Raw genomic sequence first — 20808 nt, forward strand, 5'->3', positions numbered from 1 at the left:
GGAAACGATAACAAAAGACAAGTCCGAAGACCTGTCTTTCAAACATTATTCCACGTCAGCTCCATTTGTAGCGATGACTTTTTTATACCAATCAAATGATTTTTTCTTAGAGCGTTTGAGTGTACCATTTCCCTCATCGTCACGGTCAACATAAATGAAACCGTAGCGTTTTTTCATTTCGCCAGTTCCAGCAGAAACTAGGTCAATAAAGCCCCAAGTAGTGTATCCCAAGAGCTCAACGCCGTCTTCTACAATAGCATCTCTCATTGCCAGAACGTGTTGACGGAGGTAGTCGATACGGTAATCATCTTCTACATAGCCATTTTCATCTGGTGTGTCAACTGCTCCCAGACCATTTTCAACCACAAAGAGTGGTTTTTGATAGCGATCCCAGATAGAATTGAGGGTAATACGGAAACCGAGCGGGTCAATCTGCCAGCCCCATTCCGATGCGTCTAGGTAAGGGTTTTTAATAGAAGCAAAGATATTACCTGCTGTCTTTTCCTTGACTGCAGGATCGCCAGATGCGACACGGCTAGAGTAGTATGAGAAGGAAATAAAGTCCACCGTATGCTCTTTCAGGAGTGCTAGGTCTTCGTCGGTCATTTCAATCTCAATACCTGCACGCTCCCACTTCTTCTTGGCATAGTTTGGATAATAGCCACGTGCCTGAACATCGATGAAGAAATAATTTTCACGGTCTTCTTGCAGACCTTCCCAAACATCACGAGGATGACAAGTATGTGGGTAATATTGACCTGCGGCCAACATACAGCCAACCTTGTTTTCTGGGTCAATTTCATGGGCTAATTTAGTAGCAATGGCAGATGCTACAAGCTCGTGGTGGGCAGCCTGGTATTTGACCTGCTCCACATTTTCACCTTCTTCAAATTGGTATTCATTCGGATAGAATTTACGAACTTCCCAAGATAAAGGATTTTCAATTGATACACCTTCATGGCTTCGTTCAAATACAAAATGCAAATGATCCGCCAATGCCAAGTACAAAGACAGGTCGAATTGGACTCCTAAAACTCCCTCTGCCTTATTGATAATAGCATTTACTACTTCCACCTCAGTACTTTCCATTTGTAAATACAGGCTTGACAAATCCGATTGTTGGTAGTCATTTTGTAATACAAAGGTTTTTTCAATTTTGCTGGTGTCTAATTCTTCACCAGCTTTTTTCTGAAAACCCAACCCTTTCCCCATGACAATCAACTCACGACCCTGTTGGTCTGTTGCTTGAATGACATTATTGTTGTACACTTTTTCAATTTGCATCTGCCTTACCGCCTCACAATCTGAATGGATAAAAAGAACCTAAGTAGATAGCAAATAAGACTGTTCCCAGACCATTTACTATCCACTTAGGTTTTGCCTGCTAATCAGTGACAATCCTTATCATTATCATATCAGATTGAAAACGCTTTTTCAAGTGCTATTGGATTGATAGTAGCCCCAATTTTTCGAAAGCATGATAAAGACCATCATGTTCTACATCGTCTGTCACCATATCAGCCATAGCCAAGATTTCCGCTCCGCCATTTCCCATAGCGACCCCAACTGCACAATACTCTAGCATTGGAATATCAATTTTGGCATCTCCAAATGCGATGGTGTCCTCTTTTTTAGCACCTAAATGTTCCAATAGTACTTCGATCGCATGTGCCTTGTCAATGTCTTTCACACCTAAATCACCAAACAGGGCTGTCTCTCCGCGACCACCCCAGGTATTAGCTACTAACTGTGGAAACGTAGCTTTGGAGTCCAAATGATCCTGATAGGAATCTAGCACAAAACTGATTTTATTCAAATCATCTCGATACAATTCTCCATCAAAAACCATTCCATGCATGACATCTTCAGCTTCTTGGTGAGCAACTTCTTCGGCTGTTTTCCCCTTATTCATAGCATAAATTTTCATGGTTTCGCGAGCTCGTTCGCGGAAGTTTTCACTTGCAAAAAGACCATTGTTGCTTTCCAAGTAAAACTCTAGCCCTCGTTCATGGAGCCAATCTACAACAGCTTTGGCATCTTCCTTAGAAATGAGTTGGTGCATGACGACTTTTCCTTGATGCTCTACATAGGATCCATTTCCACCAATCATTCCATCGAGCCCAATTCCCCACAATTCTGGCTGCATTTCTGCTCGACTGCGACCAGTACAGACATAGACCAAGTGCCCATTTTCACGAGCTTTTCGAATAGCCCGAATCGCCGATTCAGGAATCCGATTATGGTAGTCTACTAAGGTCCCATCCACATCTAAAAAAATAATCTTGCGCATCTGTTTTCTCCTTGTATCTTATTACTATTATTATAATTCGTTCTAAGCTCAAAAGCAGACAAAAAAATGCGAAAAATTGATACTATTGTATGAAAAAGGTTGCTGATGTGGGAGATTAACTAACTTAGACTCAATGAAAATCAACTTTCGCCTAGCTTCAACTATCTGGGAGATAGTTAGAGGCTGGAAATATTGCGAACTGAGTTCGCGTCATTAAGCCGACGATAGAACTCTGAACTTTCTCATTTCAGTGTAACAGGCTTAGGCTAGGCTCAAGACCAGGACCACTCATCCAGGCTCTTGACTACGGAAATATTTGATGTTCAAAAAGTATTATAACTCGTATGCACTGCACAGCACCTTTATAAGCAATGTGCAAATGAATACAGATTTGAAAAATATATCACTAATAAAATTTGTAATTACTATGAGTTTTATCAACTCCACATCCAAATGTTACTAACTTTTGAACATCATTTTGCTGTCCGTTAAATAAGCCCGCCACTATTTTTGATCCAACAATAACACCGTCTGATACCCGATTGAAACGGAGAATATCTTCTTGACTAGAGACACCAAAACCTGTTAGAACTGGTACAGGTGACAGTTCCGTTAATTGGTGCAAATGATGATCTAACTGATCAGTGTATTGGTTAGACTTACCTGTAACCCCATTAATAGCCACAGCATAAACAAAGCCCTGAGCATCTTGGACCAGTTGTCTTTGTCTTTCCAAACCTGTTGTCAAACTTACCAATCGAATAAGGCAAATATCCCTATCATTTAAAAAGTCTGTCACTATTGATTCCTGTTCATAAGGCAAATCTGGAATGATCAAGCCTTTGACACTCGTATGTTCTAAATCATCAATAAATCGTTCTAAACCATATTGGAATACGGGATTAAAATAGGACATAATAATCAATGGAACTTGACTAGTCTCTTCTTTCAATTTTTGGACAATTTCAGTCAAGGTCACACCCTTTGCTAGGCTTCGTTGCCCAGCTGCTTCGATAACAGGCCCATCAGCTACAGGGTCTGAAAACGGTACACCTATTTCGATTGCTGAAACACCCGATTGTTCAAGGAATTGAATGGTTTCGAATAACCCATCCAACCCCTGATTATGATCACCAGCCATAATGTAAGGAATAAAAATTCCTTTTTGAGCATTCTTTATTTCCTGTAAACGAACTTGTAAGGTTTTGGTCATATTAGTTCTCCTTTTTTTCTGCTTGTAGCCTTTCTCGAACTTGTGCAACATCTTTATCCCCTCGACCTGAAAGACATACAATGATGGATTTATCTGGCCCTAATTCTTTTGCCAGGGTTGGCAAATATGCAATAGCGTGACTGGACTCTAGGGCAGGAATAATACCTTCTAAACGGGATAAGAGTTTAAAGCCTTCTAAAGCCTCTTCATCTGTTACTGAAACGTAGGTAGCGCGATCAATTGCATTAAAGTAACTATGTTCTGGACCAATGCCAGGATAATCAAGACCAGCCGAAATAGAGAATGCTTCTAAAATTTGACCATTTTCATCCTGTAGAACATCCATCAAAGCCCCATGAAGAACTCCTGGTCGTCCCTTAGCAAAAGTTGCTGCATGGAAGCCTGTCTCCAATCCAAGTCCTGCAGCCTCAACACCATACATTGCAACAGAGGTATCATCCACAAAAGGATAGAAAAGGCCCATTGCATTAGATCCTCCACCAATACATGCCAAGAGAGCATCTGGTAACTGACCACCAGAAATCTCTGCAAATTGACGTTTTGCCTCTTTTCCAATTACGCTCTGAAAGTCACGGACAATTTCTGGAAATGGTGCTGGTCCAAGGACAGATCCCATAACATAATGGGTATCCTCAACTTGAGCAACCCAAGCTCGAAGAGCTGCATTTACCGCATCTTTTAGCACGCGTGACCCATCCGTTACGGCATGAACCTTTGCACCTAATAATTCCATACGAAAAACGTTGAGAGCCTGACGTTTAACATCTTCTTCCCCCATATAAATGGTACATTCCATATCAAAGAGGGCTGCTGCGGTAGCTGTGGCAACACCGTGTTGCCCCGCGCCAGTTTCAGCAATAATTTTTTTCTTTCCCATCCGTTTCGCAAGCAATACCTGCCCCAACGAATTGTTAATTTTATGGGCACCCGTATGATTCAGATCTTCGCGTTTTAGATAGATTTTAGCACCTCCGCAGTAATCTGTAAGGCGTTTGGCAAAGTAGAGGGGATTTTCTCGCCCAACATACTGGACAAGCAATTCTTCAAATTCCGCCTGAAACTCTGGATCTTCTTTGGCAGTTCGGTAGGTCTGTTCTAGTTCTAATACAGCAGTCATCAATGTCTCTGGTACGAATCGACCGCCGTATTCTCCAAAGAATCCGTCTTTATTTGGTTGTTGGTAAGTCATAGTTTCACTCTTTCTATAAATGCTTTTATTTTTTCAACATCCTTTTGCCCATTTGTCTCAACACCCGAGGAGACATCTACGGCATAAGGAGTAAATAAGGATTGCGCTTCTGCTACATTATCCACTGTCAAGCCCCCTGCAATGAAAAATGGTTTTTCAAAGTTATGATGGGCTAATAGTTTCCAATCAAAAAGTTGACCCGATCCTGCATTTGGAGCATCAAAGAGAAGGTAGTCTGCATTTGTATTCAACTCCCCTAGGGTATTGTCCAGTTGAATGGCTCGAATGATTGGAACTGAAATGTGATGCGATAGACATTCATCCCAGTTACCATGGATCTGAATCAAGTCCAATGGAACCACCGAAATAGCCGTTTCTAGTTCTTTCAAACTTGGTTGGACAAATACCCCTACTATTTTTACTGCAGGAGGAATCAACTGGGCCAACTCATGTGCTTTTTCAAAGCTCACTCGCCGCTTACTTGGTGCAAATACAAATCCAATATAATCCGCTCCTGCTTCAACTGCAGCATACACCGCCTCCTTAGTAGAAAGCCCACAAATTTTAACCTTTGTCAATCGATAACTCCTTTACTTTTTGCGCAACATCTTCCGACTGCATCAGTGCTGTTCCGACTAAGAGTGCATGAAAGTAGGGAGCAAGGAGTTCAGCTTGTTCATTTGTAAAAATGCCTGATTCTGATACATACACTCTGTCCGGTAGAAAATGAGGTGCTAAGTCAAGACTAGTTTGAAGGGAAACTTCAAATGTTGTTAGGTTCCGATTGTTGACACCAATTATCTTTGCGCCAATGCGATGAGCAATGTCTAATTCTGAAAGATTATGAGTCTCAACCAATACTTCCAGACCCAAACGGGTTGCAAATTTAAACAATTCTTTGAGCCTGTCTTCGGACAAAGCCGCCACAATCAATAGTATCACTGTAGCACCTGCATTAAGACTGCGAATAATTTGTTTTTCATCAATGATAAAATCTTTCGCTAATGTCGGAATTGAAACCAAATCTGAGATTTGACGAAGAAACTGTACATCCCCCTTAAAGAAAATTTGGTCAGTCAATACTGAAATCATAGCAGCCCCTGCTGCTTCGTATTGGCGTGCTTGCTCAGTAATATCCACCGTCAGATTGATATCTCCCATACTAGGGCTAGCTTTTTTTACCTCAGTAATCAGTTGTAATTGACCCTTCTGCTTGGTAAGAAAATCAAATAACGAATAGGTTGAACGAACAGATTCTACTGGCTCATTTACCAGCTGAGCAACCTCTGCCTCCTTTTGCTTTAAAATTGTCTGTAAAAAATCCTGACTCATATCTGAACCTCCCTTAGTTCTTCCAATTTTCTCAGAGCAGAACCGTCCGCAAGTAGACTTCGAGCCAATTCAACTCCTTCACGGATACTTGAAACCTTACCATTTGCATAAAAGCCTAGACCTGCATTTAAAACCGTCGTTTCTAAGTAAGGACTTGCTTGATTTTGTAGAACTGACAACAAAATTTCTGCATTCTCCACAGCATCTCCACCTTGAATATCCGCGAGTTCTAATGGATTCAGATCCACATCAGCAAAGGTAAATCTGCCCTGATGGATATTCCCATCTGTAAGCAAAGTGTAGTGATTCTCTCCAAATAAGGCCGCTTCATCCATATGGTTTGGTCCTGTGATAAGTAACGCGCGTCGTCTTCCCAATTTTTTCATAACATGGGCCAGATCCAACTGGAGGTCTTCTCGATAAACTCCCATCAATTGACTATCTAATGATAGGGGATTGGCTAAAGGACCAACAATATTCATAATTGTTGGAACTCCCAATGCCCGTCTGGCTGGACCAATAAAGCGCATGGCTGGATGCATGGTTTGAGCAAAGACAAAAGCCAATCCAACCTCTGACAATGCTTTTGATACTACTTCTGGATTCGCTGCAATATTTATCCCTAATTCTTCAAGTACATCTGCAGAACCTGACTTCGATGAAATAGATCGATTTCCCGCCTTCGCTAAACGAATACCTCCAGCTGCCAAGATAAAGCAAGCCGTCGTCGAAATATTAAAACTATACGATTGATCCCCACCCGTACCGCAGTTGCACATTGCGTCCGAATATGTTTGAGGCAATTGTACAGCATGTTTTTTCAAAGACTTTACGACACCTGCAATTTCATCAACTGTTTCACCCTTCATTTTCAAGCCTAGTAACAGAGCTGCAATCTGACTTTCTGTCAATTCTCCATTCAGAATACGATTAAAAACTCCTTCGATTTCTCCCTCAGATAAGTCTTGTTTTGTAGCTAATTTTTCAAAAATTTCTTTCATCTTACTACCTCTCTAACAAACTGTTCAATCATTTGTAAGCCTTCCGGACTCCCTATACTTTCTGGATGAAATTGCAAACCAAAAATTGGTAATTCCTTATGTTGGATAGCCATAATTTCGTCATCATCTGTTGTACGAGCAGTCACTATAAAATCTTTTGGCATTTCATCAATGACAATCGAGTGATAACGCATGATTTCTACATCTCCCTGAAAACCATTGAAAATTGGAGAGTTTCCTTCCACTCGCATCTGACTCTGCTTCCCATGCATAACCGTTTTGGCTAATCTCAACTGCCCTCCAAAAACTTCAGCGATTGCTTGATGTCCCAAACAAATGCCCAATATTGGTTTTTTATCTGCAAAAATCTGTATCATTTCTTCCATTTTTCCAGCATCTGCTGGCCAACCTGGTCCTGGAGAAAAAACCAAACCTTTCGCTTTATTTGCTTCATCAAATAGATTCTCCGCATCATTTCTCAATACCTGCACAGGTGAAAACTGTCCTAGATATTGGGCTAAGTTATAGGTAAATGAATCATAGTTATCAATTAAAAGAATCATAGCACTCTCCTATTTTCGTCATCGCCTTTGCCTTGTTCAACGTTTCTTGGTATTCATTTTCTGGTACACTATCATATACAATTCCTGCACCTGCTTGCACATAGGCTTTGCCATTTTTCACTACCATGGTGCGAATAGCAATCGCAAAATCCATGTCTCCTGTAGCAGATAGATAGCCAATTGCTCCTGCATAAATGCCGCGCTTTTCCTTTTCTAATTCATAGATGCGCTGCATGGCTCTAATTTTCGGTGCTCCTGAGACAGTTCCAGCAGGTAGGGTAGCTTTTAATGCATCTAATGCAGTCAAATTCTCCAATAATTGTCCTTTGACAATGCTTGTTAAGTGCATCACATAACGGAAATATTCAACTTCCATATACTTAGTAACTTCGACAGTTCCAATTTGTGCAATTCGACCAATATCATTTCGTCCCAAATCAACCAACATTCTATGTTCAGCAACTTCTTTCGTATCTGTTGATAAATCAGTCGCCAATCGTTGGTCCTCCTCCTCATCATTTCCACGAGGCCGAGTTCCAGCAATTGGATTAGTTGTCACGATTCCATCTTTTACAGACACAAGACTTTCTGGACTAGCGCCTATTATTTGATAATCTTCAAAATCATAAAAATATAAATAGTTCGATGGATTGGTAACCCGTAAATTACGGTAATAATCAAAAGGGTTGCCAGAAATATCTGATGAAAAACGTTGACTGAGGACACATTGAAACATATCGCCTTGCCGAATCAATTGTTTTGCTGACCTAACCATATTTTCGAATTCTTCTTTTTCAAGATGACTCTTGAAGGATAATGATTGAAGATCATGGGGTGCAAATTCATCGGGTGCTGGATTTTTTAATTCGGCTAAAACACCTGCTAGAGCTCTCTCCATCTCACTCGAACTACGGCCACTATAGGTATTATCTTCATGAATGGAGAGAATCTCCTTCTTATGATCAAATACTAAATACGATTCATAAATAAAGAAATGCATATCCGGTGTTCCAATGGTGTCCTTGGGGATATGACCAATGGGTTCACAGAGACTAATCAAGTCATATCCAACAAATCCAATTGCCCCTCCTTGAAAGGGAGCCTCTCCAGTCAAATTCGAACTTTCCACCACAGATTGTAGGTATTCCAATGGATCACCTTCCACCACTTCTCCATTGTTGGTCAACACACCATGGTCATATTTGATTTCATAGACAGGATTATAGGCAATAATGGAAAAACGAGCGTTTCCCTTTTCTCTCGGAATGGATTCTAGGATAATCTTATGCTTACCTTTTAGTCGCATAAAGGCTAGAATAGGGGTTAATATATCTGCTGGTAGTACGTTGTGCATGGGAACTCCTTTTGTGAAAACAAAAAGCCCTCACACAGAAAAAATCTGTGCGAGGGCGTCTAATCAAAGCTAGCGCGGTGCCACCTCCATTAACAAGGGTACACAAAAAACCTTGTCATCTCAAACTCCTCCAACAAGGAGTCGCACGGTAAGGGGTGCCAACCGGAAGGATATTGATTACCTTCTCATATCAAACATCAGCCCATTTCATCTTCGTTTGCTACTGACTCGCAACAACCGTCAGTTTTCTGAAAACAAACTTGAAGATTACTTCTTCTGATTAGTATTCATTTTATACTATTTTCAAAATTTGTCAAGTATATTTTAATAAATTTTCAGAATATTCGGTTTTTATAACCAATTTTTCTGTAGAGTATTATCTTTACCAAGTAGAGAAGGTAATACTCTTGGATAATCAACAGGATTTCTTGCCAACAGACTTGTTACGAAAAAATCTGCAACAAAGCTTGCAAACATTACCAGGAATAGAAATGCACAGAAATTGATTTATGACCAAATTTCAAGTATTGTTCTCCAAACCCTTCCTATTTCATTATTTTTGAAAAAAAGAAAGCCAATCGGACTTTCTTTTGATTCATTATATTATTTCCGTTTTGGTGGGTTGTGGATCGCAACACCAAGAACATCAAGGAAGGCCTCATACATAACTTCTGAGAAGGTTGGGTGACCATGGATAGAAGCTGCCACATCGTCAACAGTCAATTCAGATTCCATGATAGTTGCTGCTTCGTTGATCATTTCAGCTGCAACTGGACCGATGATATGAACACCAAGGATTTCATGGTATTTCTTATCAGCGATAACTTTTACGAAACCATGTGCTTCGTTAGAAGCAATCGCACGACCATTACCAGTGAAGCTGTTGCGACCGATCAGGATATTTTCTTTACCGTATTTCTCGATTGCTTGGTCTTCAGTCAAACCAACCATCGCAATTTCAGGGTGTGTGTAAACCGCTGCTGGTGTGAAGTCCAATTTAGCCTTGTGGTGGTTGCCGTTGATAGCATTCTCAGCAGCAACTTCACCCATACGATAAGCAGCGTGTGCCAACATTTTAGTACCATTAACGTCACCAGGTGCATAAATTCCTGGGATAGAAGTTTCTTGGTATGCATTAACCTTGATACGACCGCGATCCAACTCAAGGTTAAGATTTTCAAGACCAGCCAATTGAGGTACACGTCCAATTGAAAGAAGAGCTTTTTCAGAAATAATTTCTGAACCATCGTTCAATTTAATTGTCAATTGATTGTTGGCTTCAACAATCTCAGATACACCAACAGAGGTCAAGAATTTCATACCTTTCTTAGAAAGGACTTTTTGCAATTCGACAGACACTTCGCGGTCCATACCAGGAATGATACGGTCAGCCATTTCAACAACTGTTACTTCAGTACCGTAAGACGCGTAAACCAAACCAAGTTCCACACCGACTACGCCACCACCCATAACAGTGAGTGACTTAGGAATTTCACGCAAGTCAAGAATATCATCAGAAGTTAACACCAATTTAGAATCAATACCTGGGATGTTGATACGAGAAACCTTAGAACCAGTTGCAAGTACAATGCTGCGACCTTTAATCACTTTATCACCAATCACAACTGTCTTATCAGGGTTTACTTGTCCAAGACCATTGAAGATGGTTACCTTGTTGGCTTTCAAGAGACCCGCTACACCACCAGTCAAAGTCTTCACAACCTTGTTTTTGAAGTCAACTGTTTTATCCATATCTACTGTGTAGTTTGTAGATGCAAGATTGATACCACGCTCTGCCGCAATCTTCAATCCATCAAGAATTTCAGCATTTTTGAGGTAGGTCTTAGTTGGGATACATCCTTTGTTCAAGCAAGTCCCACCAAATTCTGATTTTTCAACGATTGCGATTTTACCACCTAGTTGGGCACCACGAATCGCTGCATAGTAGCCAGCAGGACCACCACCGACAACAATCATATCGTACTCGTCTGCTGCCAATTCAGCCTTAGGAGCTTGTGGAGCTACTGCAGGAGCTGCAGGCACTTCCAAACCAGCTGCTTTCAAGTCTGCAGTTGCTTGTGCAACTTCTGCTGGAGCCGGTGTAGCACCAGTTTCAACTGTTTCACCTTCTGCACCAAGGTAAGCAATAACTTCTGTTACAGGAACTGTTGCACCGTTACCGTGAACGATTTTCAAAAGAACACCTGATTCTTCCGCTTCCAACTCCATGCTTGTTTTATCTGACATCATCTCTAAGATAACATCACCTTCATTGACAAAATCACCCTCTTGTTTTTTCCATTCGATGATTTCACCTTCTTGCATGTCTACACCAAGTTTCGGCATAATAATTTCAATTGCCATAGTTATGATACAAAGAACGTCAAATGCGACAGAATTTTAGGAGTCCAACGCAGGATGCTTACATCCAAGGCGGACTATCTAAATTCCGAAGCATTTAGTTCGTGTTCAAATGTCACGAACTCGTTCTACATCCTTTCTTTATTTTCTATTCAGAAATCTAATTCTTTTATTTTTTAACCAACGATAAAATCATTATCAAATCAACAATTCCAATGGGTTTTCCAGCAAGTTCTTCAAGTCAACCATGAACTTAGCACCATTCATACCATCAATGATACGGTGGTCAATGGTCAAGCAAAGTGCCATAATTGGACGGATTTTGATTTCACCATCAATAACTACTGGAGTTTGAACAGTTGCTGCTACACCAAGGATTGCTGAGTTTGGTTGGTTGATAATTGGGTTAAAGGTTTTGGTACCAAACATACCCAAATTGGTGATAGAGAAGGTAGAGCCTGACATTTCAGCTCCCTTCAACTTACCAGATTGAGCTTTCTTGATAACATCTTTTGATGCCACAACAAATTCAGACAAGCTCATCTTATCTGCGCCATGAACAACTGGCACCACCAAGCCATCATCTAGACCTACTGCGATACCAAGGTTGACAAACTTGTGTAATTCGATTTCTTGTGCATCGTTAATCAAAGAAGCGTTCATGTAACGGTGTTCTTCTTTCATCAAAGTACGAACAACCGCGAGACCAATCAAGTCTGTAAAGGTCACTTTCAGACCAGTCTTGTTCATAATTGGCTCAAGGATTTGCTTACGAAGCGCCATGAGGTTGGTCATGTCGATATCGTAATTAAGCGTAAAAGTTGGAGCAGTCAAGTAAGAGTTGACCATACCTTTTGAAATCGCCTTACGCATTGGGCTCATCTTAATGATTTCAACGCCTTCTGGCAATTCTTTAGCTGGTTTCTCTTCCACTTTAGGAGCTGGAGCCACAACTTCTGGTTCTACGGGAGCAAGAACAGCAAGTACATCTTCCTTAACAATTTTACCATTGACACCAGTTCCAGTGATTGTTGACAGATCAACACCATGGTCAGCTGCAATACGGGCTGCGAGCGGTGTCGCCTTAGGTGCTGCAACCTTGAAGTCTTCTACGTCAACCTTGTGGACGCGGCCATTTGCACCAGTTCCTGGAACAAGACCCAAATCAATGCCCAATTCCCTAGCCAACTTACGTGCCGCTGGAGTTGCACGCACCTTGCCGCCACCTTGTGGCTTAGCTGCCACTGCAGGAACAACGATAACAGACGTGCGACCTGCTGGTACTTCTTCAATAGCTGCAGCTGGCTCAACAGCAGGAGCACTACCTGCTTCAACTGTTTCACCTTCTGCACCGATATAGGCAATGACCTCTGTCACAGGAACAGTTGCACCGTTGCCATGAACAATTTTCAATAGGACGCCTGACTCTTCTGCTTCCAGCTCCATGCTGGTCTTGTCAGACATCATTTCCAAGAGAACATCGCCTTCGTTGACGACATCGCCCTCTTGTTTTTTCCACTCGATGATTTCACCTTCTTGCATGTCCACACCAAGTTTAGGCATAATAATTTCTACTGCCATTTTTTAGATACCAAGTCCGAACAGAAAACAATTGAATATAGGAAATCGTAGAAAATATTGATTTTCAATCGATTCATACATTTTTAAGTTTTCCGAACGGGTTCAATTCCTTTCTCTCAATTTCTTACGTTATCAAAGAACCGACTCCAATGATATTCATTGAACCAGGTCAATTCTTTTCATACATTCCTTCAAACAGGGTTAGGACGGTTGCCCGTCCTTCCATTTTTTCTTTAGCCCTTGTTTACTTGCTTATAAATTGCCGCTTTGATTTTCTCTACGTTTGGCAATACTGCATTTTCAAGAATGTTAGCGTAAGGAACTGGTACATCGTCTGAAGCGATACGGATGATTGGTGCATCCAAGTAGTCAAAAGCTTCGCTTTCTGTGATGATTGATGCGATTTCACCGATGAATCCACCTGTTTTGTAAGCATCGTTGACCAAGATAACCTTACCAGTTTTCTTCACAGATTCGATGATTAATTCTTTATCCAATGGGATAAGGGTACGTGGATCTACCACTTCTACGCTGATGCCTTCTGCAGCCACTTCTTCAGCCGCTTTCAAAACACGTTCCAACATACGACCGTATGAAATGATAGTTACATCAGTACCTTCACGTTTGATTTCGCCTTTACCAAGTGGAATGTAGAAATCAGGATCCAAGTTCACTTCTTCTTTTTTACCGTAAAGAGCTTTTGGTTCCAAGAAGATAACTGGGTTGTTGTCAAGGATAGATGATTTCAAAAGACCTTTTGCATCGTTAGCAGTACCAGGTGCAACAACTTTGATACCTGGAATGTGAGTCAACCAAGCTTCAAGAGATTGTGAGTGCTGTGCTGCTGAACCGATACCTGAACCAGATGCCACACGGAAGGTTACAGGTGTTTTCAAACCACCACCAAACATATAGTTGGTTTTGGCCGCTTGGTTAACAATCGCATCAAGGGCAATTGTGATGAAGTCCATGAAAGTCAAGTCTACGATTGGACGAAGACCTGTTTGAGCCGCACCAACCGCAGAACCAGCGATTGCAGCCTCAGAGATAGGCGTATCGCGAACACGTTTTGGCCCGAATTCGTCCAACATACCAACCGATGTACCGAAGTCACCGCCGTAGATACCGACGTCTTCCCCCATTAAGAATACTTTTTCATCCTTACGCATTTCTTCGCTCTGAGCCAAGTTAATCGCTTCACGCAAGGCCATTACTTTTGTTTCAGCCATTTTTACAATTTCTCCTACTTATATCAATTTACTTTTACTGTACTAAGGAAAATCAATCAATTACCACATTGTAATCAATCATCATACCTGCCTAGTTTGACCAAACTCTAAAGAGCACAGTCAAACTTCTGACGTTAATAGTTGGGTTCAGACTAGAGGCTTGGAAAAATAGATGAGCCATTAGCGACGTCCGCATCACTAGCTGACTCCCTAATTTTTCTGTGCCTCTTTAACGTCTTCACACCCTAGTCCACAAACACGTCTTCGTATGCGATTGAAATATCTGGATCTGGACTTTCTTGTGCAAATTTCACAGCAGCCTCAACTTGTTCAGCGACTTGTGTTTCAATTGCATCTAATTCTTCATCTGTTGCAATCTTGTTTTCAGTCAAATATGTACGGTATTTCTTAAGTGGATCCTTTGCTTTCCAAGCTGCAACTTCTTCTTTTGTACGGTAGGCTCCGGCATCAGCTGTCGAATGTCCAAACCAGCGATAAGATTCAACCTCCACCATCGCTGGGCCATTTCCTGCACGAACATACTCAATTACTTCTTGCATTTTTTCATAAACAGCAATGACGTCATTACCATCTTCAACATAGTGACCTGGAATACCGTATGCTGCCGCACGTTGGTAGAGGTGAGGAATTTTTGTTGAATAAGAAATGTCTGTTGAGATACCATATCGGTTATTTGTAATAAAGAAAATAACTGGTAAATTCCAGACAGCCGCCAGGTTCATTGACTCATGGAATGAGCCTTCATTTGTTGCTGAGTCACCTGAGAAGGCGATAACGATATTATCTGTCCCAAGGTATTGTTGTGTAAGAGCCGCTCCTACTGCAAGGGCATAACCACCACCGACGATACCGTTTGAACCAAAGTTTCCTTTTTCAACATTAGCCAAGTGCATGGAGCCACCACGGCCTTTGGATGTACCAGTTGCCTTACCAGCAAGTTCAGCCATCATACCGTTGATGTCAATACCTTTTGCAATAACATGACCATGACCACGGTGATGTGAAAAGATAATATCTTGATCAGTCAAACCAACGATTGGTCCAACAGCAGCTGCTTCTTCACCAACTGAGAAGTGGGTCATTCCTTGTACAAAGCCACGACGCACCAATTTATTTAATTTCATATCAACATCACGAATCAGTTGCATTTTCAAGAACATATCCAAGTGTTGTTCTTTTGAGATAGATACCATAATTTCCTCCAAAGGTTTTTCTCTTTCTGTATTATGATAGACCAATATTTCACAAATGGCAAGTATTTGAACCGTTTTCTTTTTGCAGAAATTTTCGTGAAAAACCTTTATTTCGTGCGTTTTTTCACAAATTTCAAGAAATGACAAACCGTCTCGTTTGAAACTTTTCTCACAAACTTAAAAAGAGTCTTGTCAGTCATTTTCCTTTCTGTTAATATAGAAAAGGAGGTGCTTATGGAATTCGATTTGTTTCTTATGATGTGCAACTATATTGGCACAATTGCCTTTGCTGTGTCGGGTGCAGTAAAAGGTTTCAAGAAAAAGTTAGATATTTTTGGAATTAGTCTCCTCAGCATCATTACTGCTGTTGGTGGTGGCATCATTCGTGATACAATGGCAAATAGGATTCCGACTGCCTTGACCGACCCGACTGCAATCTACTTATCTCTTGTTGTGGCTATTGTGATGTACTTGATTGTTATCAATCTAAAGCAGGACAAACCTCTTGATAAGAAGATGATTCATTTCCTTTCCCAGACAAACCTTATCTTTGATGCAATCGGTCTAGCCATCTTCGCCCTTATTGGAGCAAGTACAGGAGTTGAACTTCAACTAAATGCCGTAACGAGTGGTATTTTAGCAGCACTAACAGGAGTTGGTGGCGGAATTGCTCGTGATTTATTAGTCAATGAGACACCGATTGTCCTAAAGGAAGATGTCTACGCTGTGTTAGCACTCTTTTCTGGTATCTTATACCATCTCTGTGTTGTGGATTGGAAATTACCACAAATTCCCGTATTCATTACCATCTTCAGCCTTGCTTTGCTCATTCGACTTTTGGTCATTAAATATAAAATTAACCTTCCGAACATGGAAACAAAACGAAAGGTCTGAGTTTTTCAAAACTCAGACCTTTTTATTATAATTTGACGATCAATTACCGGCCACCGTGGCCACCTGCACCTGGTCCTGTTGCTGTGATTTGAGTAATCTGCTCACCGTTAACTGTCACAGTACCTCCTGTCAATTCAGCAGTTCCATCGAAGTCAAAAGCAGATTGAGCTGTTACATCAATTGTACCTCCGGAGATATAGATATCTCCATTAGCATCAAAGGCATCCGTATCCCCACTACCTACAGCGACTTTCAAGTCACCGCCAGTTACCTTGATAAAGATATCTGATGACGTTGTACTTGCCGCATTAATAGCATCATCTGAACAGTAAACATCTAATGTACCACCATTAATCGTGATGTTGGTACCTTCAAGTGCCTCAGCAGATTCTGATACTGTAATGGTACCTCCGTCAATTGTCAAAGCCGTCTCCGCTTTAATACCATCATCACCTGCTTTTACAGTAATCTCACTGCCTGTGATAGTTGTATAACCTTTGGTAGTATCTGTATCATTTGTAGACTTGATACCATCACCACCCGCTGTTACATTGATTGTACCACCATTGATTGTCAATGAATCCTTACCACGGATACCATCATCTACTGCTGTAACAGTGATACTTCCTGCATCAATAATCAAATCATCAGTTGATACAATACCATCTTGGAAGTTTCCTTCTACTGTCAGGCTACCATTCCCCGTAATGGTTAAATTTGCCTCAACATGAATGGCACCTTCAATATTTGTATCAGTGTGATTGCTCGTATCTTTCACAGTGTTTGTCGTTCCATCTTGAAGTTCCAATTCAACATTATCCGCACTAATAACATTGATTGCGGCAGTATCTGAGCTTGAAATCTCGGCACCTGCTAAAATAATTCGAACATTGGCATCTGTTTCAACAGTCACACCTGCAGTTGTTGAACCTGTTAGAATATAGGTTCCACCTTCCGTAATTTTCAATCCGTCATTTGAAAGTGTTACTTCTGTAGTAGGAAGGGCTGACCAGTCAATGGAAGATGATGATGAACTTGAGTCAGATGATGTGCTATCGCTAGAAGTAGTTGTTGCACTTGATTGACTCGTAGCTGCAGAACTTGAAGTTGTCGTTGAACTAGAAATTGATGAACATGCCGCCAAGACACCGATACTCATCAACGTGACACCTGAATAAAGTAGTTTTTTAAAATTTGTTTTCATAAATAGATTCCTTTTCTTTCTTAGGAAGTTTTGGGATGGCTTCCTGATATGCCCCTAGTTTACCTTCCCTACCTAAAAGAAAGATTAAAGATTACCAAAAGAAAACTTAAAGTACTACTTAAATAAAAAAAGCTGGAACCTCCAGCTTTAATTCATTCTTATTTTACACTATAATTTTACCCAATTCAAACTTGATAAATCAAGTAAAGGGGATGTTTCAGGATTAGTATCCGATTCAGAAATCCGTTTCAATCCTGGAATCATTGCATTGTACTGATAAATCCGGTATACTCCACCCCCTTCAAATAAATAGGTTCCATCCTGTAAAGGACGAAGAATGGCATCCGGGCCAATTTCAAAACCAATATTTCGGAAATTATCTACTAAACGGAAACTCTCCCCAGATAGCTGCGTGTAAAGATCAATGAGGATATAGTCACCAGATTTATTCAAGGCTAAGAGCAATTCCTCTGTTCCATCTTGATCAATATCGTATAGGCTATAGAATGCTCCGCTGTATTCTTGGCCTTGACTCGTCAGTAAACTTAGATAACTACTAACCTCGTCCTGATTAATCGCTTCAGAAACCTGACCTGAATTGGCTTGGTAACGATCGATAACGGACTGGTACACAGTCGGTACCGTCTGCGTATTTGAAGAAGAGGCTTCTGTTTGTGAGTCTGAACTAGATGTAGGCTCTGAGGAAGACTCCGAGGTAGATTGTTGTTCCGAGCTAGTTGAAACTTGGCTCGATGAACTAGTATGGGAAGTTTCGTCTTCCTTGGTCTGAGTGGATTGACATGCTGCTAATAACACAACCGTGGATACCAACATTATACGACTAATAAGCTTTTTCATAACTTCCTCCTAAGCAATCTCTTTTATATTAGTATACCATCTTTAGAAAAGCTTGTAAACGCTCACCATTTTTATCCCATCTCGATCAGCCGAAACCAGGCTCTATCAAGTGTACAATTAAAACTATATTGATACTAAAAAAGTAATGCGTTTTTAGGTAATATATAATGAAAAGAGTAAGGAGCTGACCCATGAATGATTCTGCCAAAACAAAACTACAATAAGCATTGATTCTCCTTTTAGACGAAGAGGAATTCGACCGCATTTCTGTCAGTAAAATTTGTAAAGAAGCCAGCGTTCACCGCTCGACTTTCTATAGTTATTACGATAATCAATTTGATTTATTAGAAGATGCCTATCAATACCTGACCCAACTGTTTTTCACAGAATTTCAACTTTATCATGAAAATTCTTCTGCGTATCTTGAGAGCAATTTGCTGAGTAATGCTCACCTCATTCCTTACTTGCTATTTGTTAAAGATTATCAAAAAATTTACAAGATTTATCTGAGTCATGAATTGGAATTTCATCATCAGGAACGCTTTGACAGCTTAGTGAGTAGGATTTTCACACCGCGTTACCAGGCACAGGGTATCCAAGATGAAACCCGCATTGCCTATATGTCTAGTTTCTTCTTAGTAGGAATCACGCAAGTAATTTCCAAATGGTTGAGAAATGATTGTGATAAGTCCATTGAAGAAATAGCCGATATTATACAAACCTGTATCACTAAAAAATATAGTCATTTAAATTAGCTTTGATACATCGTCACTTTCGGCATACCGTACTCTACGAAGTGACTTGTTTCGCAAGTCTTATTTCCAACCTAGAGCAGCCTCTAAGCTGTTCTAGCTACCTGCACCTCAGTTCCTTGTCTGAAAGCTAATTTATTCGACTATAATACTCTTGGAAAATTAAAATTATCTCTTGTCTCAGCCTTGATGAGTGAAAAGATCAAATGAAGATTTCAGCCTGATACCTTGAACTGAGAAAGTGACAGAGTTCTATCTTTGGTCTAATGTCTCGAACACAGCCCTCTATATTTCCAGCCTTCACCTATCTCCTAGATAGTCGAAGCTAAGTTACTTTTGATTTTCATTGATATAAATCGCAGAAAAACTGAGTCTCCCTCAGCTTTTTTGATTTTTCAAGGCCACAGTTACTGGAATAATCCCAATTATCAAAACAAGTCCTATTAGCCCCAATGCCAGACCAAGTACAAAGTTTCCAGCTGTAACAAGGGCAAAGCCCCCACCAAAGACTAATAAGGCAACGACACTATATACAACTTTTGCAACGAACCGAAAATCAATATTTGGTGCTCCTTTACCAGCTAACCGTCTTTGCAAAACCCATGATAGCAGAAACAAGCACAAGTCCAACTATAGCCAGTGGCATCTCAATAGAAGCCATCCCCCAATCTGGCAAGGTATAAAAATACATTCCTAATGCCAAGACTAATAAACTAACGGTATAGGCAATCAGACTCATAAAATCTCTTTTTTTCATCTTGTATCCTCTTTCTACAATTCATTTTTCGATGTGAATTTTATCGCAATCATCGTGCTCTGTTTATTCTTCATCACTCTTAGATAAGGAAAATTTTTTTGAACTAGCTGCGGCAGATAAACGAGCTTTAGCTTCTTCAATCGTTTCATTATCTTTGGTAAAAGAGGTCTCAATAATTTTATCTGATACTTTATTAAAACCAGAAACCACAGCATCTTCCGTTGCCTTATACCCATTCATAACTGCTTTTTCAATCACTTTATGGGTACCGACAACCTTCTCTGCTATTTATTCATTTGCTTCTATTAGTGACATGATGTTGTCCTCCTTTATTGATTGCTACTAGTATAACTTAATCATAAAGAAACTAGAACGACAACTTTTAGAACAAGTGTTGGATGCCATTGTACGAATAAACTATTTTTAACTCTTCGAAAAAAACCGAATGTACAAAACCTTGATGAATGAGAGGAGAGTGGATAAAATTCGACTAATACCCTTCGAGAATCAAAATCAGGCGTTGTTGACTTGATTTGATGAGTGAGAGTGGGAAAGAACTCGACCAGTCTAAAAAGAGTTTGTCAACATTTTTTCGTTTTAAGTTGTTGAGCTGAAACAGTCAATCCCCAGACATCAATTTATGTGAGCTGACTGCCGTCAGCTTGTATCTCCCACTTTAAAAGGTCTCCCAGACCTTTTAAACTCCCACCCCCGCACAGCTCCAACAGTCAGAGTAGTGACTGTTGGAGGTTGGAAATGAAGCGAACTCGTTCGCATCAGCCGTAGTGGTCAGATTTGGAGTGTGAAACACGAACTGCTGAGATTTACTGTGCAAATCTTATCTCCTACCTTTAACAGTCTCCCAGACTGTTAAAGCCAATCAACCACTGCGCTGAGATGTTGACACAAACTCTGAGAAGCGAGGCTGGACTTTCTGCCCAGCCTCAGCCTATTACCTTGAAACAAAATAGTAACAGGGTTCTATCTGCATCAGA

General features: G+C 40.6%; 19 protein-coding genes and 1 pseudogene. 2 read left to right on the forward strand and 18 right to left on the reverse strand.

Going from position 1 to position 20808, the window contains the following annotated elements; all coding sequences use genetic code 11:
• Positions 1 to 45: 45 nt before the first annotated feature.
• From ACPC57_RS01720 to ACPC57_RS01780, 13 genes and pseudogenes are all read right to left on the reverse strand, one after another.
• Positions 46 to 1272, reverse strand: a pseudogene (locus ACPC57_RS01720) (family 1 glycosylhydrolase); the annotation flags it as partial.
• Between the two features lie 169 nt (positions 1273 to 1441).
• Entirely contained in the window at positions 1442 to 2290 is an 849-nt protein-coding gene (locus ACPC57_RS01725) for an HAD family hydrolase (protein ID WP_217374665.1), read from the reverse strand.
• Between the two features lie 406 nt (positions 2291 to 2696).
• Positions 2697 to 3503, reverse strand: a complete 807-nt coding sequence (trpA, locus tag ACPC57_RS01730; RefSeq protein ID WP_434065925.1) for a tryptophan synthase subunit alpha — start codon at positions 3501 to 3503, stop codon at positions 2697 to 2699.
• Position 3504: 1 nt separating this feature from the next.
• On the reverse strand, positions 3505 to 4713 hold the full coding sequence (gene trpB / locus ACPC57_RS01735) for a tryptophan synthase subunit beta (protein ID WP_434066170.1): 1209 nt from the start codon (positions 4711 to 4713) through the stop codon (positions 3505 to 3507).
• Entirely contained in the window at positions 4710 to 5291 is a 582-nt protein-coding gene (locus ACPC57_RS01740) for a phosphoribosylanthranilate isomerase (RefSeq protein ID WP_434066171.1), read from the reverse strand. Before ACPC57_RS01740 ends, trpB begins: the two co-directional genes overlap by 4 nt.
• Entirely contained in the window at positions 5278 to 6045 is a 768-nt protein-coding gene (gene trpC / locus ACPC57_RS01745; RefSeq protein ID WP_171989328.1) for an indole-3-glycerol phosphate synthase TrpC, read from the reverse strand. The genes ACPC57_RS01740 and trpC overlap by 14 nt, the downstream gene beginning before the upstream one ends.
• Positions 6042 to 7046, reverse strand: a complete 1005-nt coding sequence (gene trpD / locus ACPC57_RS01750) for an anthranilate phosphoribosyltransferase (RefSeq protein ID WP_434066172.1) — start codon at positions 7044 to 7046, stop codon at positions 6042 to 6044. Before trpD ends, trpC begins: the two co-directional genes overlap by 4 nt.
• On the reverse strand, positions 7043 to 7609 hold the full coding sequence (locus ACPC57_RS01755) for an aminodeoxychorismate/anthranilate synthase component II (protein ID WP_130554647.1): 567 nt from the start codon (positions 7607 to 7609) through the stop codon (positions 7043 to 7045). The genes trpD and ACPC57_RS01755 overlap by 4 nt, the downstream gene beginning before the upstream one ends.
• A complete protein-coding gene (trpE, locus tag ACPC57_RS01760; protein ID WP_434066173.1) occupies positions 7593 to 8963 on the reverse strand; it encodes an anthranilate synthase component I in 1371 nt (456 codons plus the stop codon). Before trpE ends, ACPC57_RS01755 begins: the two co-directional genes overlap by 17 nt.
• Before the next feature lie 603 nt (positions 8964 to 9566).
• Positions 9567 to 11327 carry a dihydrolipoyl dehydrogenase gene (lpdA, locus tag ACPC57_RS01765; RefSeq protein WP_332427585.1) on the reverse strand — a complete coding sequence of 587 codons (1761 nt, stop codon included), beginning with the start codon at positions 11325 to 11327 and terminating at the stop codon, positions 9567 to 9569.
• 195 nt (positions 11328 to 11522) lie between these two features.
• Positions 11523 to 12905, reverse strand: a complete 1383-nt coding sequence (locus tag ACPC57_RS01770) for a dihydrolipoamide acetyltransferase (protein WP_434065919.1) — start codon at positions 12903 to 12905, stop codon at positions 11523 to 11525.
• A gap of 233 nt (positions 12906 to 13138) precedes the next feature.
• Positions 13139 to 14134, reverse strand: a complete 996-nt coding sequence (locus tag ACPC57_RS01775) for an alpha-ketoacid dehydrogenase subunit beta (protein ID WP_024391509.1) — start codon at positions 14132 to 14134, stop codon at positions 13139 to 13141.
• Between the two features lie 245 nt (positions 14135 to 14379).
• Positions 14380 to 15348, reverse strand: a complete 969-nt coding sequence (locus tag ACPC57_RS01780) for a thiamine pyrophosphate-dependent dehydrogenase E1 component subunit alpha (protein ID WP_172036223.1) — start codon at positions 15346 to 15348, stop codon at positions 14380 to 14382.
• Between the two features lie 234 nt (positions 15349 to 15582).
• Here ACPC57_RS01780 and ACPC57_RS01785 point away from each other — a divergent pair, with 234 nt between their 5' ends.
• Positions 15583 to 16242 (forward strand): trimeric intracellular cation channel family protein, encoded by a 660-nt coding sequence (locus ACPC57_RS01785; RefSeq protein ID WP_434065918.1) that lies wholly within the window; start codon positions 15583 to 15585, stop codon positions 16240 to 16242.
• 43 nt (positions 16243 to 16285) lie between these two features.
• Here ACPC57_RS01785 and ACPC57_RS01790 read toward each other — a convergent pair whose 3' ends face one another.
• Positions 16286 to 17446 carry a carbohydrate-binding domain-containing protein gene (locus ACPC57_RS01790; RefSeq protein ID WP_434066174.1) on the reverse strand — a complete coding sequence of 387 codons (1161 nt, stop codon included), beginning with the start codon at positions 17444 to 17446 and terminating at the stop codon, positions 16286 to 16288.
• A gap of 168 nt (positions 17447 to 17614) precedes the next feature.
• A complete protein-coding gene (locus tag ACPC57_RS01795) occupies positions 17615 to 18304 on the reverse strand; it encodes a colicin lysis protein (protein ID WP_274504544.1) in 690 nt (229 codons plus the stop codon).
• 227 nt (positions 18305 to 18531) lie between these two features.
• Here ACPC57_RS01795 and ACPC57_RS01800 point away from each other — a divergent pair, with 227 nt between their 5' ends.
• Positions 18532 to 19059: a TetR/AcrR family transcriptional regulator gene (locus ACPC57_RS01800; RefSeq protein ID WP_434065990.1), complete on the forward strand. Its 528-nt coding sequence runs from the start codon at positions 18532 to 18534 to the stop codon at positions 19057 to 19059.
• A 375-nt stretch (positions 19060 to 19434) separates the two neighbouring features.
• On the opposite strand, the gene ACPC57_RS01805 is transcribed toward ACPC57_RS01800, so the two are convergent.
• From ACPC57_RS01805 to ACPC57_RS01815, 3 genes are all read right to left on the reverse strand, one after another.
• Positions 19435 to 19653 carry a hypothetical protein gene (locus ACPC57_RS01805; protein ID WP_289649244.1) on the reverse strand — a complete coding sequence of 73 codons (219 nt, stop codon included), beginning with the start codon at positions 19651 to 19653 and terminating at the stop codon, positions 19435 to 19437.
• The gene (locus tag ACPC57_RS01810; protein WP_434066175.1) at positions 19631 to 19813 is read right to left on the reverse strand and encodes a hypothetical protein; all 183 of its coding nucleotides are present in this window, start codon (positions 19811 to 19813) and stop codon (positions 19631 to 19633) included. Before ACPC57_RS01810 ends, ACPC57_RS01805 begins: the two co-directional genes overlap by 23 nt.
• A 63-nt stretch (positions 19814 to 19876) precedes the next feature.
• Positions 19877 to 20053 carry a hypothetical protein gene (locus ACPC57_RS01815; RefSeq protein WP_418127014.1) on the reverse strand — a complete coding sequence of 59 codons (177 nt, stop codon included), beginning with the start codon at positions 20051 to 20053 and terminating at the stop codon, positions 19877 to 19879.
• Positions 20054 to 20808: the final 755 nt, after the last annotated feature.

It is taken from the genome of Streptococcus sp. VTCC 12886 (assembly GCF_049893425.1).
GTDB classification, from domain to species: Bacteria; Bacillota; Bacilli; order Lactobacillales; family Streptococcaceae; genus Streptococcus; species Streptococcus suis_AA.

Bases quoted from the DNA above. Each gene is read 5' to 3' on its own strand.
- ACPC57_RS01810 (WP_434066175.1), bottom strand. From the start codon at position 19,813: ATGAAAAAAAGAGATTTTATGAGTCTGATTGCCTATACCGTTAGTTTA.
- trpC (WP_171989328.1), bottom strand. From the start codon at position 6,045: ATGAGTCAGGATTTTTTACAGACAATTTTAAAGCAAAAGGAGGCAGAG.
- ACPC57_RS01795 (WP_274504544.1), bottom strand. From the start codon at position 18,304: ATGAAAAAGCTTATTAGTCGTATAATGTTGGTATCCACGGTTGTGTTA.
- lpdA (WP_332427585.1), bottom strand. From the start codon at position 11,327: ATGGCAATTGAAATTATTATGCCGAAACTTGGTGTAGACATGCAAGAA.
- ACPC57_RS01815 (WP_418127014.1), bottom strand. From the start codon at position 20,053: ATGAATGGGTATAAGGCAACGGAAGATGCTGTGGTTTCTGGTTTTAAT.
- trpA (WP_434065925.1), bottom strand. From the start codon at position 3,503: ATGACCAAAACCTTACAAGTTCGTTTACAGGAAATAAAGAATGCTCAA.
- trpD (WP_434066172.1), bottom strand. From the start codon at position 7,046: ATGAAAGAAATTTTTGAAAAATTAGCTACAAAACAAGACTTATCTGAG.
- ACPC57_RS01755 (WP_130554647.1), bottom strand. From the start codon at position 7,609: ATGATTCTTTTAATTGATAACTATGATTCATTTACCTATAACTTAGCC.
- trpB (WP_434066170.1), bottom strand. From the start codon at position 4,713: ATGACTTACCAACAACCAAATAAAGACGGATTCTTTGGAGAATACGGC.
- ACPC57_RS01775 (WP_024391509.1), bottom strand. From the start codon at position 14,134: ATGGCTGAAACAAAAGTAATGGCCTTGCGTGAAGCGATTAACTTGGCT.
- ACPC57_RS01790 (WP_434066174.1), bottom strand. From the start codon at position 17,446: ATGAAAACAAATTTTAAAAAACTACTTTATTCAGGTGTCACGTTGATG.
- ACPC57_RS01780 (WP_172036223.1), bottom strand. From the start codon at position 15,348: ATGGTATCTATCTCAAAAGAACAACACTTGGATATGTTCTTGAAAATG.
- ACPC57_RS01770 (WP_434065919.1), bottom strand. From the start codon at position 12,905: ATGGCAGTAGAAATTATTATGCCTAAACTTGGTGTGGACATGCAAGAA.
- ACPC57_RS01725 (WP_217374665.1), bottom strand. From the start codon at position 2,290: ATGCGCAAGATTATTTTTTTAGATGTGGATGGGACCTTAGTAGACTAC.
- trpE (WP_434066173.1), bottom strand. From the start codon at position 8,963: ATGCACAACGTACTACCAGCAGATATATTAACCCCTATTCTAGCCTTT.
- ACPC57_RS01785 (WP_434065918.1), top strand. From the start codon at position 15,583: ATGGAATTCGATTTGTTTCTTATGATGTGCAACTATATTGGCACAATT.